General features: G+C 72.4%; 14 protein-coding genes. 7 read left to right on the top strand and 7 right to left on the bottom strand.

Going from position 1 to position 14,925, the window contains the following annotated elements; all coding sequences use genetic code 11:
- Positions 1-116 precede the first annotated feature (116 nt).
- Positions 117-932 (bottom strand): IclR family transcriptional regulator, encoded by an 816-nt coding sequence (locus tag ACZ6Q9_RS02515; protein WP_393265863.1) that lies wholly within the window; start codon positions 930-932, stop codon positions 117-119.
- Positions 933-1,172: 240 nt separating this feature from the next.
- Here ACZ6Q9_RS02515 and ACZ6Q9_RS02510 point away from each other — a divergent pair, with 240 nt between their 5' ends.
- The 4 genes from ACZ6Q9_RS02510 to ACZ6Q9_RS02495 are packed head-to-tail and all read left to right on the top strand — an operon-like array spanning position 1,173 to position 5,402.
- On the top strand, positions 1,173-2,555 hold the full coding sequence (locus tag ACZ6Q9_RS02510; RefSeq protein ID WP_396826715.1) for an aspartate aminotransferase family protein: 1,383 nt from the start codon (positions 1,173-1,175) through the stop codon (positions 2,553-2,555).
- The gene (locus ACZ6Q9_RS02505) at positions 2,555-3,742 is read left to right on the top strand and encodes a mandelate racemase/muconate lactonizing enzyme family protein (protein WP_396827108.1); all 1,188 of its coding nucleotides are present in this window, start codon (positions 2,555-2,557) and stop codon (positions 3,740-3,742) included. The genes ACZ6Q9_RS02510 and ACZ6Q9_RS02505 overlap by 1 nt, the downstream gene beginning before the upstream one ends.
- Positions 3,739-4,581, top strand: a complete 843-nt coding sequence (locus ACZ6Q9_RS02500; protein WP_393265866.1) for an amidohydrolase family protein — start codon at positions 3,739-3,741, stop codon at positions 4,579-4,581. The genes ACZ6Q9_RS02505 and ACZ6Q9_RS02500 overlap by 4 nt, the downstream gene beginning before the upstream one ends.
- Entirely contained in the window at positions 4,578-5,402 is an 825-nt protein-coding gene (locus ACZ6Q9_RS02495; protein ID WP_393265868.1) for an SDR family NAD(P)-dependent oxidoreductase, read from the top strand. Before ACZ6Q9_RS02500 ends, ACZ6Q9_RS02495 begins: the two co-directional genes overlap by 4 nt.
- 79 nt (positions 5,403-5,481) lie before the next feature.
- Here ACZ6Q9_RS02495 and ACZ6Q9_RS02490 read toward each other — a convergent pair whose 3' ends face one another.
- Both ACZ6Q9_RS02490 and ACZ6Q9_RS02485 read right to left on the bottom strand, forming a co-directional pair.
- A complete protein-coding gene (locus ACZ6Q9_RS02490) occupies positions 5,482-6,126 on the bottom strand; it encodes a LuxR C-terminal-related transcriptional regulator (protein WP_393450204.1) in 645 nt (214 codons plus the stop codon).
- Between the two features lie 41 nt (positions 6,127-6,167).
- Entirely contained in the window at positions 6,168-7,508 is a 1,341-nt protein-coding gene (locus tag ACZ6Q9_RS02485; protein WP_396826717.1) for a sensor histidine kinase, read from the bottom strand.
- 311 nt (positions 7,509-7,819) lie between these two features.
- Between ACZ6Q9_RS02485 and ACZ6Q9_RS02480 the strand changes: the two genes are divergently transcribed.
- The 3 genes from ACZ6Q9_RS02480 to ACZ6Q9_RS02470 all read left to right on the top strand — a co-directional run bounded on the left by ACZ6Q9_RS02480 (position 7,820) and on the right by ACZ6Q9_RS02470 (position 11,464).
- Complete coding sequence (locus ACZ6Q9_RS02480) at positions 7,820-8,626, top strand: hypothetical protein (protein ID WP_393265874.1); 807 nt, start codon at positions 7,820-7,822, stop codon at positions 8,624-8,626.
- A 331-nt stretch (positions 8,627-8,957) separates the two neighbouring features.
- Positions 8,958-10,223, top strand: coding sequence for a sensor histidine kinase (locus ACZ6Q9_RS02475; RefSeq protein WP_393449256.1), 1,266 nt, complete (start codon positions 8,958-8,960; stop codon positions 10,221-10,223).
- A complete protein-coding gene (locus ACZ6Q9_RS02470; RefSeq protein WP_396826720.1) occupies positions 10,220-11,464 on the top strand; it encodes a S8 family serine peptidase in 1,245 nt (414 codons plus the stop codon). The genes ACZ6Q9_RS02475 and ACZ6Q9_RS02470 overlap by 4 nt, the downstream gene beginning before the upstream one ends.
- A 27-nt stretch (positions 11,465-11,491) precedes the next feature.
- On the opposite strand, the gene ACZ6Q9_RS02465 is transcribed toward ACZ6Q9_RS02470, so the two are convergent.
- From ACZ6Q9_RS02465 to ACZ6Q9_RS02450, 4 genes are all read right to left on the bottom strand, one after another.
- Entirely contained in the window at positions 11,492-11,896 is a 405-nt protein-coding gene (locus ACZ6Q9_RS02465; protein ID WP_393265880.1) for a hypothetical protein, read from the bottom strand.
- Positions 11,893-13,212 (bottom strand): alpha/beta hydrolase, encoded by a 1,320-nt coding sequence (locus ACZ6Q9_RS02460; RefSeq protein ID WP_396826722.1) that lies wholly within the window; start codon positions 13,210-13,212, stop codon positions 11,893-11,895. The genes ACZ6Q9_RS02465 and ACZ6Q9_RS02460 overlap by 4 nt, the downstream gene beginning before the upstream one ends.
- Entirely contained in the window at positions 13,203-14,441 is a 1,239-nt protein-coding gene (locus tag ACZ6Q9_RS02455; protein ID WP_396826724.1) for a WXG100 family type VII secretion target, read from the bottom strand. The genes ACZ6Q9_RS02460 and ACZ6Q9_RS02455 overlap by 10 nt, the downstream gene beginning before the upstream one ends.
- A 64-nt stretch (positions 14,442-14,505) precedes the next feature.
- Complete coding sequence (locus ACZ6Q9_RS02450) at positions 14,506-14,829, bottom strand: hypothetical protein (RefSeq protein WP_393265888.1); 324 nt, start codon at positions 14,827-14,829, stop codon at positions 14,506-14,508.
- Between the last annotated feature and the right edge of the window lie 96 nt (positions 14,830-14,925).

Raw genomic sequence — 14,925 nt, 5'->3', positions numbered from 1 at the left:
TGACCGGAACGCCCGGTGCCGGGGCTGCGGCACGACGGGAGCCAGCTGGTTCGCCCGATACGGTCGCGGCCGGGCCGCGACGCTGGCGGAACGTTAAACAGCAGGTGAACCCGCTGTCAAGGGGTCTGCTCCGCCGGGACGTGGCCGAGCCGGACGGAGATGGCGTCGGCGGCCTGGCGCACCTGTCGTCCCAGCTCCTGGTATCGCCAGCTGGGCAGGCCGAGCTTCAGCCCGGTCACGCTGATGGCTCCGCAGCACGCGCCGGTGTGGTCGCGCAGGGCGCTGCCGATGCAGAACACCCCCTCGGCGTCCTCCTCGTCGTCGAGGGCGTACCCGGCGCGGCGGACGTCGGCCAGGTGGGCCAGCAGGGAGTCCAGGTCGCAGATGGTGTGGTCGGTGCGCCGGGGCAGCCCGACGCGGCCGATCAGCTCGGCGACCTGCGGTGGGGTCATCTCGGCCAGCAGGGCCTTGCCCAGCCCGGTGCAGTGCGGCAGCTCGCGCGTGCCCATCCGCAACTCGATCTGGATCCGCTCGCCGTTGCTGACCTGGTCGACGACGACCGCGTGCGCCCCCTCGGGGACGGCCAGCCGGGAGCTGAGCCCGGTGTCGCGGGTCAGCCGGGTCAGCACCGGGCGGGCGATGTCGCGCAGCGAGAGCTGCTCCTGGGCGCGGACGCCGAGGCGCGCCAGGGACATCCCGAGCCGGTAGCGCCGATTCATCCCCTCGCCGTCGTCGGCGGCCAGGCCGTGGTGGCACAGGGTGTGCAGGGTGGCGAACGCGGCGCTCTTGGACAGGCCGCAGGCGCGGGCGACGTCGGTGACGCTGAGCCCGTCGCCCGGGGTGGCGGCGGACAGCGCCTCCAGCACCTCGGCCGCGCGGCTGACGCTGCGCACCAGGTAGCGGGAGCTGTCCCCGTCTTCGGTGGTGGTCATGGTCCTTCTTTCGGGCAGGGGGAAGCCGAACTGTTCGCCAAGGCCGAACAGCGTAACAAAGCTGTTCGAGATTTGGCATCCCGGCGTGTTGACCGTGGCGAACAAGCGTGCTTAGTATGCCGAACATCGTTTGGCAATGCCGAACAGTGTTCAGAAACTTCGAAATGTTCCTCCTGCGGCGGACACCCCGCGGCGCCGCGACCGGGCTGGGTCGCCGCGCCGCACCGATGAGGAGAAGGTGTGAATTCACGATCGGCCCCGACCGGTGCCACGCTCGCCGAGCGGGCGCGCCGGGTCATCCCCGGCGGCGTCAACAGCGGACAGCGCAGCATCCCCGGCCTCACCGAGCTGGTGATCGCCCGGGCCTCCGGAGCGCACTTCTGGGACGCCGACGGGCGCCAGTACACCGACTACCACGCGGCCTTCGGGCCACCCCTGCTCGGTCACAACGACCCCGACGTCAACGCCGCCGTCACCGAGGCCGGCAGGCGGCTGGACCTGTGCGGCGTGGCCGTCACAGACGGGGAGGTCCAGCTCGCCGAGACCCTCGCCGAGCTGGTGCCCAGCATCGAGAAGGTGCTGCTCACCAGCACCGGCAGCGAGGCCACCTTCCACGCCCTGCGGGTCGCCCGCGCCGCCACCGGCCGGCGCCTGGTGGTCAAGTTCCAGGGCTGCTACCACGGCTGGCACGACTCGGTCAGCCTCAACGTCATCTCCGCCCCGGACAAGGTGGGCGTGGCCGACCCGATCTCCACCGGCATCCTGCCCGAGGTCCTCGACGCCACCCTCGTGCTGCGCTTCAACGACGTGGCCGCCGTCCGGGCCGCCTTCTCCGCGCACGGCGACGACATCGCCGCCGTCATCGTCGAGCCGGTGCCGCACAACGTCGGCTGCCTCCTGCCCGACCAGGAGTTCCTGCGCACCCTGCGCGAGGAGTGCACCCGGGCCGGCAGCGTGCTCGTCTTCGACGAGGTGATCACCGGCTTCCGGCACGACCTCGGCGGCTGGCAGAAGATCAGCGGGATCACCCCGGACCTGACCACCCTCGGCAAGGCCATCGCCAACGGCTACCCGATCGGCGCCCTAGGCGGCCGGGCCGACCTGATGGACCTGTTCAGCACCCACCCCGGCGCGCCCGCGTTCTTCGCCGGCACCTACAACGGCCACCCGGCCGTGGTCGCCGCCGCCATCGCCACCCTCGGCAAGCTGCGCGCCGAGCCCGTGCACGAGCACGTCTACCGGCTCGGCGAACGGGCCCGCGCCGGCATCACCGAGGTCCTCGCCGACCTCGGCATCCCCGCCGTGGTCACCGGCCACGGCTCCGTCTTCGTGACGTACTTCATGCCCGGCCCGGCACCGCGCAGCTACGACGACCTGCTGCGCAACGATGCCGGCATGTTCATCGGCTACCGTCGGCGGATGCCCGAGCACGGCATCTTCGAGCTGCCGCTGAACCTCAAGCGCAACCACATCTCGTACGCCCACACCGACGCCGACATCGACCACCTCGTCGACGCCACCCGGGCGGCCGTCCGCGACACCCTCGCCGCCGGCGGGGTGACCGAGCTGGCCGGCACCGCCACCATGGGTGGCGCGACCCCCACCGGGGGAGGGCGGCGGTGATGCTGACCGTCGACAAGACGCGCCCGGTCGGCCCGGCCGGGCGGATCAGCCGGGTGGAGACGCTCACCCTCGGCACCGCCTGGCGGGACTTCTCCTACGTACGGGTGCACACCGACGCCGGGCTCTCCGGCGTCGGCGAGATCACCCACCCGTACCGGGCCCAGGAGACCTGCCAGCTCGCCGAGGCGATGGCCGGGCGGCACCTGATCGGCGCCGACCCGTTCGACGTCGAGGAGATCTGGCTGCGTATGTACCAGGGCGACTTCCTGCGCGGCGGCGACGTCGGCGGGATCGTCGTCTCCGGTGTCGACCAGGCCCTCTACGACATCATGGGCAAGGCCCTCGGCGTGCCCGCGTACCGGCTGACCGGCGGGGCCTGTCGCGACCGCGTCCGGGTCTACGCCAACGGCTGGTACACCGGCGACCGGGAGCCCGCCGCCTTCGCCGAACGGGCCGTCGCCACCGTCGCCAAGGGGTACACCGCGCTGAAGTTCGACCCGTTCGGCGCCGGTCTCGGCGAGCTGTCCCGCGCCGAGCTGCGCCGCTCGGTCGACATCGTCGCCGCCGTCCGCGACGCCGTCGGGCCCGAGACCGAGCTGTTCGTCGAGGGCCACGCCCGTTTCGCCATGCACACCGCCGCCCGGCTCGTCCGGGAGCTGGAGCCGTTCGACCTCGGCTGGTTCGAGGAACCGCTGCCGTGGACCCACATCGAGCGGTACGCCGAGCTGCGCGCCCGCGCCACCATGCCGATCTCCGGCGGCGAGCACTTCCACAACCGCTACGAGTACGCCCGGCTGTTCGCCACCAACGCGGTCGACATCATCCAACCCGACCTGTCCATGGCCGGCGGGTTCACCGAGGTGCGCAAGCTCGCCGCCATCGCCGACCAGCACGCCATGGTGGTCGCCCCGCACAACTCCAACTCGCCGCTGTGCACCACCGCCTCGGTGCACGCCGTCCTCGGGATGCCGAACTTCAAGATCCTCGAGACGTTCGACGGCCTGTTGGAGGAGTACGTCTTCGACGCCGTGCGCGGTGCCCTGCCCGTGGTCGACGGGCACATCGACCTGCCCACCGCGCCCGGCCTCGGCGTCGAGCTGGTCGACGAGGTGTTCGTCGAGCACCCGCCGAGCCACGGCTTCTGGAACATGTTCGCCGAGGGTTGGGAGAAACGGGACCGCCGATGATCGTCGACGTGCACTCGCACCTGTTCGACTGCCCGGACCACGTCGGCGACCCGTTCGCCGCCGAGGCGGCCCGGGCGCACGGCGGCGAGGTCGACCTGACGGTGCGGTGGTCGGAGTACGCGGCCACCGCACCGGAGGACACGAAGACGATCGTGGTCGGCGGCAAGGCCCGCCGCTCCGGGCTCTGGGTCGACGACGCCGCCGTGGCCGCGTACGTCGCCGCCCAGCCCGACCGGCTGCTCGGCTACCTCGCCCTGGACCCCACCCAGCCCGGCTGGCGCGACGAGCTGGAGCACGGGCACCGCGACCTCGGCCTGCGCGGCATCAAGCTGATGCCGATGTACGCCGGGTTCGACCCCGCCGACCCGGCCTACGACGACCTGTACACGTACGCCGTCCGGCACGGACTGCCGCTGCTCGTGCACACCGGGACCACCTTCGTCTCCACCGCACCGCTGCGCTTCGCCCTGCCGGTGCACCTCGACGAGGTGGCGATCCGCCATCCGGAGCTGCGGATGGTGCTGGCCCACCTCGGCCACCCGTACGAGGGGGAGTGCATCGCGGTCATCCGCAAGCACCGGCACGTCTACGCCGACGTCTCCGCGCTGCACTACCGACCCTTCCAGCTCTGGCACAGCCTCCGGCTCGTCCAGGACTACGGGGTGTGGCACAAGTTGCTGTTCGGCAGCGACTATCCCTTCACCACCGTCGACGCCTCGATCGAGGGGCTGCGGGCGGTGGGTCGGGTGCCCGGCATCCCCGGCCTCGACCCGCTCGACACCGAGCAGATCGAGCAGCTGATCCACCGCCCGTCGCTCGACCTGCTGGGGTTGACATGACCGCTGTCCCGCCCTCCTTCGACCTGTCCGGCCGGCTGGCCGTGGTGACCGGTGCGGCGCGCGGGCTCGGGGCGGCCTTCGCCACCGGGCTCGCCGCCGCCGGCGCCGACGTCGTGGTCGTCGACCGGCCCGGCGTCGACCTCGGCGCGGTCGCCGCCGCGATCACCGACCGCGGCCGCGCCTGCCACCCGTACGCCTTCGACCTGGCCGACACCGAGGCGATCGCACCCTGGGTGGACGACCTGCGGCGCGCCCACGGGCCGGTGCACGTCCTGGTCAACAACGCCGGGGTGGCCCGGCTGGAGCACTTCAACGAGATCACCGTCGCCAACTGGCGGGAGGTGATGCGGGTGAACGTGGACGCCGTCTTCTTCCTCGCGCAACGGGTCGCCGAGCACATGATCGCCGACGGGGTGGCTGGCCGCATCGTCAACGTCTCCTCGAAGAACGGGCTGATGGCCGAGGCCGGACTGGCCCACTACAACGCCTCCAAGGGCGCCGTCGAGCTGCTCACCCGGTCGCTCGCCGCCGAGCTGGGGTCGCACGGCATCACCGCCAACACGATCGCTCCCGGGATGATCGCCACCCCGATCGACGGTGAGTTCTCCCTGGACCGGCAGGCGTTCGAGGCCGCCTGGGAGGAGCGGATCCCCCTGCGCGGCGGCTACGGTACGCCGGCCGACTGCGTCGGCGCGCTCCTGTTGCTCGCCTCCGAGGCCGGCCGTTACATCAACGGCACCCACCTGGTCGTCGACGGGGGAGTGCTCGCTGACCAGATGCCCCGACTGCGGTTCATGCCGCCGTACCGCAGCACCCTCTGAGGGCGCCGAGACGCTCGCGGGCCCGGCCGGCGTACGGGGTGGGGCAGGCCGCACCGAGGAGGGTGCGGACGGGCCGCCGTCAGGCCCTGAGGTAGGCGAGGACAGCGAGCACCCGGCGGTGGTGGGCGTCGTCAGGCGGCAGGCCGAGCTTGGCGAAGACATTGCCGATGTGCTTTTCCACCGTGCTGGCGGAGACCACCAGCCGCTCGGCGATGGCCGTGTTGGAATGACCTTCGGCCATCAGCGCCAGGAGCTGCCGTTCCCGCGTGGTCAGCGCCCCCAGGGCGTCGTTCCGGCGCTGCCCGGCCAGCAACTGCGCAACGACCTGCGGGTCGAGCACCGTCGCGCCCCGGGCGACGCGATCCAGGGCATCCAGGAACTCCTCGACCCTGGCGACCCGGTTCTTCAGCAGGTACCCGACCGCACCGGAGCCGTCCGCGAGCAGATCGCCGGCGTAGGACGCCTCCACGTACTGGCTGAGCACCAGCATGGGGGCGCCGGGCAACTGTGAGCGGGCGGTGATCGCGGCGCGCAGGCCCTCGTCCGTGTAGGTCGGCGGCATCCGCACATCGACGATCGACACGTCCGGGCGGTGTCTGAGCACCGCCTCGACCAGGGCCGGGCCATCACCGATCGCGGCCACCACCTGGTGACCGTCCTCGGCGAGCAGGCGGACCAGGCCCTCGCGCAGCAGTACCGCGTCGTCGGCCAGGACGATCCGCAGCGGACCGCGGGCCGCGCGGCCCGGTGGTGGTTCGTGCGGGTTCAGCAGCACGGCAGTTCCGCGGTGATCGCCGTCGGGCCGCCGTAGGGACTGGTGACCCACAGCCGGCCGCCGACCGCGTGCAGCCGGTCTTCCAACCCGCACAGCCCGTGTCCCTTGTCCAGCGCGGCGCCGCCCACCCCGTCGTCCGTCACCCAGACCCGCAGGGTTCCCGCACTGTGGCGCAGTCCGATCGCACACCGGTCGGCGTGGCTGTGCTTGGCCACGTTGGTCAGGGCCTCGGCGATCACGAAATACGCGGCCGTCTCGACCGCAGCGGCCAGCCGGTCGTTCAGGGGGTCGGCATCGAGCTCGACCGGTACGGTCGAGCGCGCGGCCAGGGCGGTGAGCGCCGCGCGCAGGCCGCGGTCGACGAGGATCGGCGGGGCGATGCCACGCGACAGGGCCCGTAGCTCGTCCAGCGCCTCCTCGGTCTGGACGATCGCGTCGGCGAGCGCCGCGCGGACGGCCTCCGGCCTGCTGTCGAGGTGGTGCTGGGCGCGACCCAGTTCCATCGCCAGGCGGACCAGCCGCTGCTGGGGCCCGTCGTGGATGTCGCGTTCGAGCCGTCGCAGCGCGGTCGCCTCGGCCGTCACCGCGGCGACGGTCCGCGCGCGGGCGATGTCCCGCTCCTGCTCCAGGCCGCTGATCCGGCGGTGCGACGCGGACGCGTCAGACAGCAGCGTCTGCCCCAGTCCGGCCTGGGCGGCGACGCACGCCCGGGTCACCAGCGGCAGGGTGAACAGCAACAGCAGGCCGACCGCGGTCCCGAAGGCGAGCCGCTCGGTCGGCGACGTCAGTCCCAGGGTCAAGGCGATGTGGGACCGGGGGCTGCCCACGGTCAGGGTCGTGGGCCGCATCGGCCCGGCGGACGAGTAGGGGCTGCGCAGGGCGGAGGTGCCGGCACCGAGTCCGACGAACCACCACAGCACCGTCACCACTGAGGTGACCAGGGCGACAGGGAGCACCGCCACCGCGTGCGCCACGCCGAGCCACAGCCCCGGGCCGGAGGCGGTGGCTGTCTCCTTCGGTCTCCGCCGCTGGCCCACGCCCTTCACGCCGACGGCCGGGGAACGCACCTTGGCGATCCGCCACCGTTCCACGTCGGCGAACCACCGCACCAGCGCCAAACCGCCGGCCACGACCGGTGACCGGCCCGGCAACAGCAAGCCGACCGCTCCGACACACAGACCAGTGAGCACCAGCAACAGGCCAGCCGCGGCGGTCACCGGCGCGGTGAGCAGGTACAGCGACTCCACGACCGTGCGATGCCCCATCCGGAAGACGAACCTGACACCCGACCGCCACCGACGCCAGACCGCGGAGGGGAACGACGCGGTCATAGCCCCAGCCTATTCCCCACCATCGAGCGCACGCCGATCCGCCTTCAGGTCGACCATCTTCCCGATGGAGGTGACCCGGTGCCGGTCTGGCTGTGGTCCTCGAAGACCAGGACGCAGAGCACCGGTGTGGGGCCGTCCCGCCCTGCCCGGAGAGGTGGGGCAGGCCCCACCCCCAAGTGTCCGGCGTGCCCCCGTGACCGGGCGACCGCCGGTGCGAAATGGTGATCGCAATGAATCGAGCCGAAGGAATCTCCTTGCGTAGTCCCGCATACCCGTCGCGATCCGTAGGCGTCTCCGGTCGCACCCTCGCTGTGCTCGTCGCCCTCGCTGTGGCGCTCGTCGCCGCGTTCGTCGTCGCCCCGCGCACGCTGGCGGCGAGCGGGTCGGGCGGCGGCTTCGCCGAGAGGCGCGACCTCGTCGAAGCCCTGGGCGAAGAATTCGTCAAGTATTGGCGTTCCGGCGAACGGGACCTTTCCCCGGGTTTGCAGAGGGTTGTCGATTACTGGTTCCGTTACCACCTGGCCAAGGCCGTGATCGCTGCGATCTTGCTGATCGTGCTCGTCGCACTCGGCCTGCTTCTCTGGAAGGCATTCCTGAGGGCCGGCGGTATCGGGGCGGGAAGGAGGGCCGCCCTCGCGTCCGGCGGCGTCCTTGTCACGATGCTCGCGCTGTTCTCGTTGGCGATGGTGATGGCCAACGTGCAGGGTGCGGTAGCGCCCTACGCCTCGCTGTTGCCGATGCTGGCGTCCGGCGGAACCGACGGAGAGCTCGCCGATACGCTCGATCAGGTCAGGCAGCGACTGGCGGACTCCCTGAGCGCGGGTGATCGGACCCCGCCGGCCCTCGAGGTGATGATCAGCGACTTTTCTCGATATCACGTGGCGATGGCCGTGGTTGCTGGGATCGTGGCGGCCGTCCTCGTCGGCACGAGCGTGGTGTCGTGGAGGAGGTTTGCGAGAACAGGGCCGTCCGACAGGCGAACGAGGCGTGTGTTGGGGTCCTTCGGGGTTCTCTCGGCGTTGTTGTCGCTGGTCGTGATCGTTGTCATTGTGGCGAACACGACCACCGCGGCGGACCCGGCGCCGGCGCTCCTGGCCTTCTTCGACGGCGGATGGTGATGCACCTCGTGGGCGATCAGCCGCACGCTCTTCCGCGAGAAGTGGAGATTCGGGTGTGCTGGCCGGGTGGTTCGGCTGGTGTCGGAGTTCTGCCACTACACGGCTCAGCTGCCCTTGGCTGGGGGGCGAACGCGGCTCGCTGATCTCGTCCGATCACGGGCCCGGGCGCCATTCGAGGTCGGCCCGGATCAATGCGCGGCCAACTCTTGCCCCGAAGGTCAAATGTCGGGAAAACTGGCCATGATCCTCGTGGGCCAGTCGCGACGCGCGGTCCGTGATGTGGACAAGGAGCTGACACGTGGGCATTGGTCGGCGCAGCGCGGGAGGGTCCGTGACAGTCGACAGTGTCGCCATGCCGGCCATGGTGTTCACGCTGCTGACCCGCGCCGCCGTGGCGGGGGTCGCATTCCCGCGCCGGCCTCCGATGTGGACGCCGGCGACCGTAGCGGAGGGTTTCGGCCCGGTCGACGGCACCGCCGCTGCCGTGCTGCATCGCCAGACCTCGCGTTGCCTGCTGCTCGGTGCTCTGGCATACCGGGTGTGCGTCCTGCCCGTCGCCATGGGCCTGCTCGTGGTGCGCGGGGAGCCGGTGGCACTGGTTGCTCTGCTGCCGATTGCGGCCCTGCTGCTGGCCGCCAACGTCGCGGCGATCGTCACGGTCCACCGGCGGTCGACGGTGGACCTCGAACGGGTACGCGGGGCCGTGCTGGTCGACCTCGCCGTGGCGTACGGGGTGAACGTGGTGGGAAGTGCGGTGGTGCCCCACACCGAGGTGTTCTGGTCGTACCTGGCCGGTGCCGTGGTCCTGGTGACCGGCGCGTACGGGCTGGTCGGTGGCGTGCTCGCGGTGCTGCTGTCGATGCCGGTCCAGTTGGCGACGGCCGCGTTCGGCGCCGCCGCGGGCAGGGAAGCGCTCGCCGGCCGGGCCGGGTGGCTCGGATTGGCGGTGGTGGTCGCGTTGGCGGCGCTCGTGATCTGTGGGCTGAGTCTGCACCTGACCATGTCGTACGGGATCCAAGCCGGTCGGGAGGCCGAGCAGGCCCGGTGGCTGCGGTCGCTGCACGACACGGTGTTGCAGACCCTGGAGGCGATCGCCCTGCACAGCGCGGCGGATGAGACGGCGTCAGCGGTGCAGCTCGCCCAGGTGCGGGCCACCGCCCGGGTCCAGGCCGCTCGGCTGCGCAGGACGCTCGACGATCCCGGTGGCGGCAGAGACAACCCGCTCGCCGACGGGTTGGCCGAACTGGTGGAGGAACTCGCGGGGCGCGGGCTGCGGGTGGAGTTGGCGGTGGCCGCCGGCGCCGGCAGCCGGATGTCCGGCCCGTACCGGGACGCGGTCCTCGGTGGGGTGCGGGAGGCTCTGGGCAACGTGGCCAAGCACGCCGGGATCAGTGACGCGGTGGTCCGCGCCGACGAGGAGAGCAGCGCCCTGGTCGTGGTGGTCCGTGACCACGGCTGTGGCTTCGATGTCGCCGGCCGACCCGGGTTCGGCATCCGGGAATCGATCGTGGGCCGGTTGCGCGAGGTCGGCGGCAAGGCGACCGTGGAGTCCTGGCCCGGTCGCGGCACCCGGGTGACCCTGCGGGTGCCGGCATGATCCGGTTGGGCGGTCCCAGGCGCGGCGCCGGCACGGCGGCCAGGCCGGGGTCGGCTGGCTCGCGACCCGCTCTCGGCGCGCTGGCGGGCGTCGTCGGCGCGCTGGTCGGGGCGCTGCCGGTAGCCGCACCGGCCAGCTACGGGGCGCCGGCCGGCTGCGCCAGCCCGGTGGGAGTGCACACCGCCGGCACCCCGTGGGCGATGGAACTGCTCGGCCCGCGCCGGGTGTGGCCTCTGAGCACGGGTTCCGGGGTCCGGGTCGCGGTGCTCGGGACCGGCGTCGACGCCCGTAACGCACAGTTTCGCCCAGGTCAGGTCGAGGAAGGTCGGGACGTCCTGGCCAACCGTGACGGGGCCACCGACGACTGTGACGGCCGAGGTACCTTCGCCGCCGGCCTGATCGCCGCCCGGCCACACGACAAGACCACCTTCGCCGGTCTGGCTCCCGGCGTGTCCGTGCTCCCGGTTCGCTACACCCAGACCACCAGGCATGGCGACGGGGCCGTCGACCCCGGCCGGCTCGCCGCCGCCATCGACTTCGCGGTCACCGCCCGCGCCCGAGTGATCTACGTGGTACTGCCGGCGACCAGGAACAGCGCCCAGTTGCGGGACGCCACCGCACGGGCGATCGCGGCCGACATCGTGGTGGTGTCGCCGGCCGCCTCCGGCGCGCGGAACCAGGGTGCGACCAGCTACCCGACCGCCCTGCCCGGGGTGCTGGCGGTCGGTGCCTTCGGGCCGGACGGAGCGGTGGCCTCTACCGAATCCGGTGACCACATCGGGGTGGCCGCCCCGGGAAGACAACTGGTGAGCCTCTCCGCCGGGGCGGACGGTCGGCTGGGACACTCACCCACGGTCGACGATCCGGCCTACGCGGCGGCGTACGTGGCGGGCACGGCGGCGCTGCTGCGGTCCTACCGGCCGGAACTCAGCGCCGCCGAGGTGGTGCGGCGGATCGAGTCGACCGCGCACCGGACCGCGGTTGACGGGCAACACCCGCAGCTCGGCTGGGGAATGGTGGACCCGTACCGGGCGGTGGCCGCCGAGGGTGTCGAGGATCCGCCGGGAGCCGTGGGCGCGAGCGCGCAGCCGGTCGCCGCGGCCCGTGCGAACCCTGGTCCCCGCGTGGATCCGTTGGTGCTGCCGCTGGCGTCGGCGGGACTCGGGGCGGCGCTGCTGCTCGGGGTCGGCACGGCCGTGGCGCGTCGAGGCCGGGCCCGCGGTTGGCGTCCCGGCGACTGACCGGCCCCACCCGTGGTGCGGCTGGCGCTACGGCATCTCGGTCGGTACGCAGCGGCTGGAGCCGCCGACCACCACGTCGCCGGTGCCGTCCCGGGAGATGTGTACGCCGAGGTTCGCCCCGTCCCGCTGGAACTGGTAGGCCACCTCGGACTCGCCGCTGCGGTCGGTGGCTCGCCAACCGTCCGCGCTCAGCTCCGGCACCACCTCGGTCAAGAGGATCTCGACGGCGCCGGGCGGGACGGGAACCCGGAGGTTGTATTCCCAGCGCACCGACTCGCTCGGTACGCCGGCCGGCCGGAACGGGTCGCAGTCGAGCTGCTCGTCGCGGCTGATCCGGGCGTCGGCGCCGAACCGCGCGGCGACCGCGTGCAGCACGGCCCGCAGCGGCCCCGCCACGGCGGCCAGCGGCTCGTAGTCGATCGGGCTGGTCATGGCGTCGACGGTACCGTCACCACCGGGCCGCCGGTGAACACCTGGTACATGTTCCACCACGCGTCACTGTGGTAGGTCAGCACGTCGGAGTGCGCGGAGGTGCCCTCCAGCGGTCGGCCGTCGGGGTAGTTGCCGGTCTCCAGCCGGACCACACCGGGGAACTCGTCGGGGTCGGCCCCGTGCCCCCAGTTGAAGATGTTGATGTCCCGGACCCAGGCGATCGGGTCGCCCGGGGCGGTCATCGAGTAGCGCTGCACATCGGGCTGGGCGGGGCGCAGGTCCTCCGGGCCGTCCACGCGGTGACCCATGCCCGCCGACTCGATGTGCAGGACCCGGTTGGCGTCCAACCCGTGCTGCTCGGCGGTGCCGACCACGGCGCCGCCGTACGAGTGGCCGGCGAAGGTGACCTGCACGTCGTTGCCGGCCGCGGCGGAGCCGGCGATCTCGGCACGCAGCTCACGGGAGAAGTCGGCGAGCCGGGGCCCGAGGTCGTCGGCGTAGCTGGCCGACGGGGCCTGCGGGAACAGGTTGGAGGGCAGGTCGCCGTCCATCCAGGTGACCATGGCCAGGTCCCGCCGGGGGGCGGCGTCGACGAAACCGGCCGCCGCGTCGCGGTACCGCTCGAAGTTGGCCAGCTCGGAGAAGGTGCCCGGAACGAACACGGCGACGTTGCGGGTGCCGGCGTCGATGTCGCCGACCAGCTCGACCATCGATCCGTCACCGGACGGGTCGAACGAGAGGATCTTGCGGTTCTCGGCGATGACGTTCTCGTACAGTTCGATGCGCGCCTGCGACCGGGTGATGGTCTCCTGTAGACGGTGGTCGACGACCGGGTCCCCGGTGAGCTGGGCCTGATAGCCGGCGAGGCGCTGCCGTTCGGCGGCCAACTCGGCGGTGATCGCCGACCGGTTGGCCGCGATCCGGGTGCCGAACGGGGCAGTGCCGGCGGGCGCGGCGGCCCCGGCGGCGGCCAGGGTGGTGCCACCGGCCAGACCGCCCAGTAGCTGTCGGAATGCCTGGCTGACCTGGGTGTCGCCCTGCCGGTAGTTGGTCACCGCGGCGGTCACCCCGGTGGCCAACCGCCGGGTCTGCGTCGCCGCCGACTCCAGCTCGGTGCTGCTGAGCTGCAGGCTGTTGCCGTGTGCCTGCATGGCGCGTTGCGACTGCGGCACCAACCCGAACGCCTGGCCGTCGATGGCTTGCGCGGTGAGCTGCCCGCGGATGGTGTTCAACCGGTCGGCGCTTCCGGTGAGCTCGGTCGCCGCGGCGTCCAGTGCGGTCGGGACGGCTCGGAATCCGGCGCTGGTTACCTCCATGACCGGGTCCCAGGCTGGTCCGACTCAGGCTCCTCGCCGATCACCGCCGGCGTCACCACCGACTGCTCGCCCCACACGTCTTCGGTCTCGACCAGCCAGGGTGGGATGCGTCGGCCGCCGGCGGCGTCGCCCGTGCCCATCGGGGCGAAGGGCATCGCCGGCATGAAGCCGCCGGCCATGCCCTTCGCCGCGGCTACCCCGGCGGCGGCCCCGGCGGCTCCGGCGAGTCCACTCGCCGTCGGGCCGCCGGCCTGACCGGCCAAGGACTGGTTCGCCACCGGCGACATGTCGACGCCGCCTCCGCCGCCACCCACACCGCCACCCACACCGCCACCCGCGCCGCCGGCGGAGATCCGGGCGCCGCTGCCGGCGGCCCTGTCGTTGGCCGTGGCCGCGGGGGCGGTGTCCTTCTTCTCGTCCTTCGGCTTGGCCCCCAGCCCAGGCGGCACGGTGGCGAACCGCCCGCCGAGCGCGGCGGCGGCCGCGGCCAACCCGGCGGTGAACATCGTGCCGAACAGCGGCCGGGGTTGGGTCGCCGGTGGTGTCGCGTCCGGGTCGACGGGTGTCTTGTCCGGGTCGACCGGTGTCTCGGCCGGTACGGACGGCAGGCCGCCGCCGGTCTGCGGATCCAGCGGTGGGGCTGGCGTGACCGGCGGTGGCTCCTCGATCGGTGTGCCGGTGGCCGGCCGGGACGCGGCGCTCGGGGTGACCGGCATCGCGTCCTCGGTGGTGACGTACTCGGTGGCGAGGGTGGACATCACCTGCACCGCCTGCTGGTGGGCCGCGTTCGAGGCGGCCTGTGCCCGCTGCTGGGCCTGGACCTCGGCGACCGCCTCGGCCTGGTGCTGGCGCAGCGTTTCGACCGTGCTGGCCGGAGTGTCCGCGGGTACGACCAGGGGCGTGGTCGCGGCGGCGACCACGGAGGGGGCGAGATCGGGTACGGCGACCGGGGCGGGCATCGACTTCTGGGCCGTCGTGAGCGCCTCGGCGGAGGAGTAGGCCAGGTCACGCACCGTGAAGGCGGTGCTGGCCACCTGCCGGATACCCGAGGTCAGATCATTGATCATCAACTTGTACTGTCGGGCGGCGCCGCCGTCCCACCACTGCTCGAACTCGCGGAGCTGGCGCTCGATGTCGCCGGCGCGCTCGTGCAGCGCGGTGCCGGCGGCTCCCCAGCCCTCCGCCGCCTCGGTCACCGACTTCGGTTCGCCGGCGTGCAGCATTCGCATGAGTTCGTGATGGCTGTACTGGCTGAAGTCGCTACGTGCCCGACCGTGTCCACGCGGCATCGTGTCAGTCCCTTCCGTGTGCCCGGAAGGACGTGGCGACGCCGATGTCGTAGTCGGCGTACCCGTCCGCGATCATGCGGGTCACGTCGTTGGCGAAGGCGATCGCCTCCCGCACGGTGTGCAGCAGTTCGTGCATCTGTTCGGCGGCGGCCCGGTGCCGCTCGGCCAGCGACGCCGCCTCGCCGAAATCGCCGAGCCGGACCGGCCGGATGCGCAACTGGCCGAGGCCGTCCGTCGGTCTGCGCATCGCCTCCAGTTGGTCCTCCAGCTCGCGGGCGAACGCCAGCAGCGATTCGAGGTGGACCCGGAACGACTCCTCGTGGGACATCGTCGCGCTCTCCTGTCTCGGAGCTCGGCTGAGAACAACGCCGGCCAGCGGGGCGGCGGCGTCGGGTGGAGGCGGATTCCGCCCCACCCCACGCCG

The sequence above is a fragment of the Micromonospora sp. NPDC049139 genome (assembly GCF_055586845.1).
The sequence above is the reverse complement of the archived record's forward strand: the minus strand, read 5'-3'. Positions and strand labels throughout refer to the sequence as shown.

Bases quoted from the DNA above. Each gene is read 5' to 3' on its own strand.
- ACZ6Q9_RS02515 (WP_393265863.1), bottom strand. From the start codon at position 932: ATGACCACCACCGAAGACGGGGACAGCTCCCGCTACCTGGTGCGCAGC.
- ACZ6Q9_RS02505 (WP_396827108.1), top strand. From the start codon at position 2,555: ATGCTGACCGTCGACAAGACGCGCCCGGTCGGCCCGGCCGGGCGGATC.
- ACZ6Q9_RS02500 (WP_393265866.1), top strand. From the start codon at position 3,739: ATGATCGTCGACGTGCACTCGCACCTGTTCGACTGCCCGGACCACGTC.
- ACZ6Q9_RS02495 (WP_393265868.1), top strand. From the start codon at position 4,578: ATGACCGCTGTCCCGCCCTCCTTCGACCTGTCCGGCCGGCTGGCCGTG.
- ACZ6Q9_RS02485 (WP_396826717.1), bottom strand. From the start codon at position 7,508: ATGACCGCGTCGTTCCCCTCCGCGGTCTGGCGTCGGTGGCGGTCGGGT.
- ACZ6Q9_RS02470 (WP_396826720.1), top strand. From the start codon at position 10,220: ATGATCCGGTTGGGCGGTCCCAGGCGCGGCGCCGGCACGGCGGCCAGG.
- ACZ6Q9_RS02465 (WP_393265880.1), bottom strand. From the start codon at position 11,896: ATGACCAGCCCGATCGACTACGAGCCGCTGGCCGCCGTGGCGGGGCCG.
- ACZ6Q9_RS02460 (WP_396826722.1), bottom strand. From the start codon at position 13,212: ATGGAGGTAACCAGCGCCGGATTCCGAGCCGTCCCGACCGCACTGGAC.
- ACZ6Q9_RS02455 (WP_396826724.1), bottom strand. From the start codon at position 14,441: ATGCGAATGCTGCACGCCGGCGAACCGAAGTCGGTGACCGAGGCGGCG.
- ACZ6Q9_RS02450 (WP_393265888.1), bottom strand. From the start codon at position 14,829: ATGTCCCACGAGGAGTCGTTCCGGGTCCACCTCGAATCGCTGCTGGCG.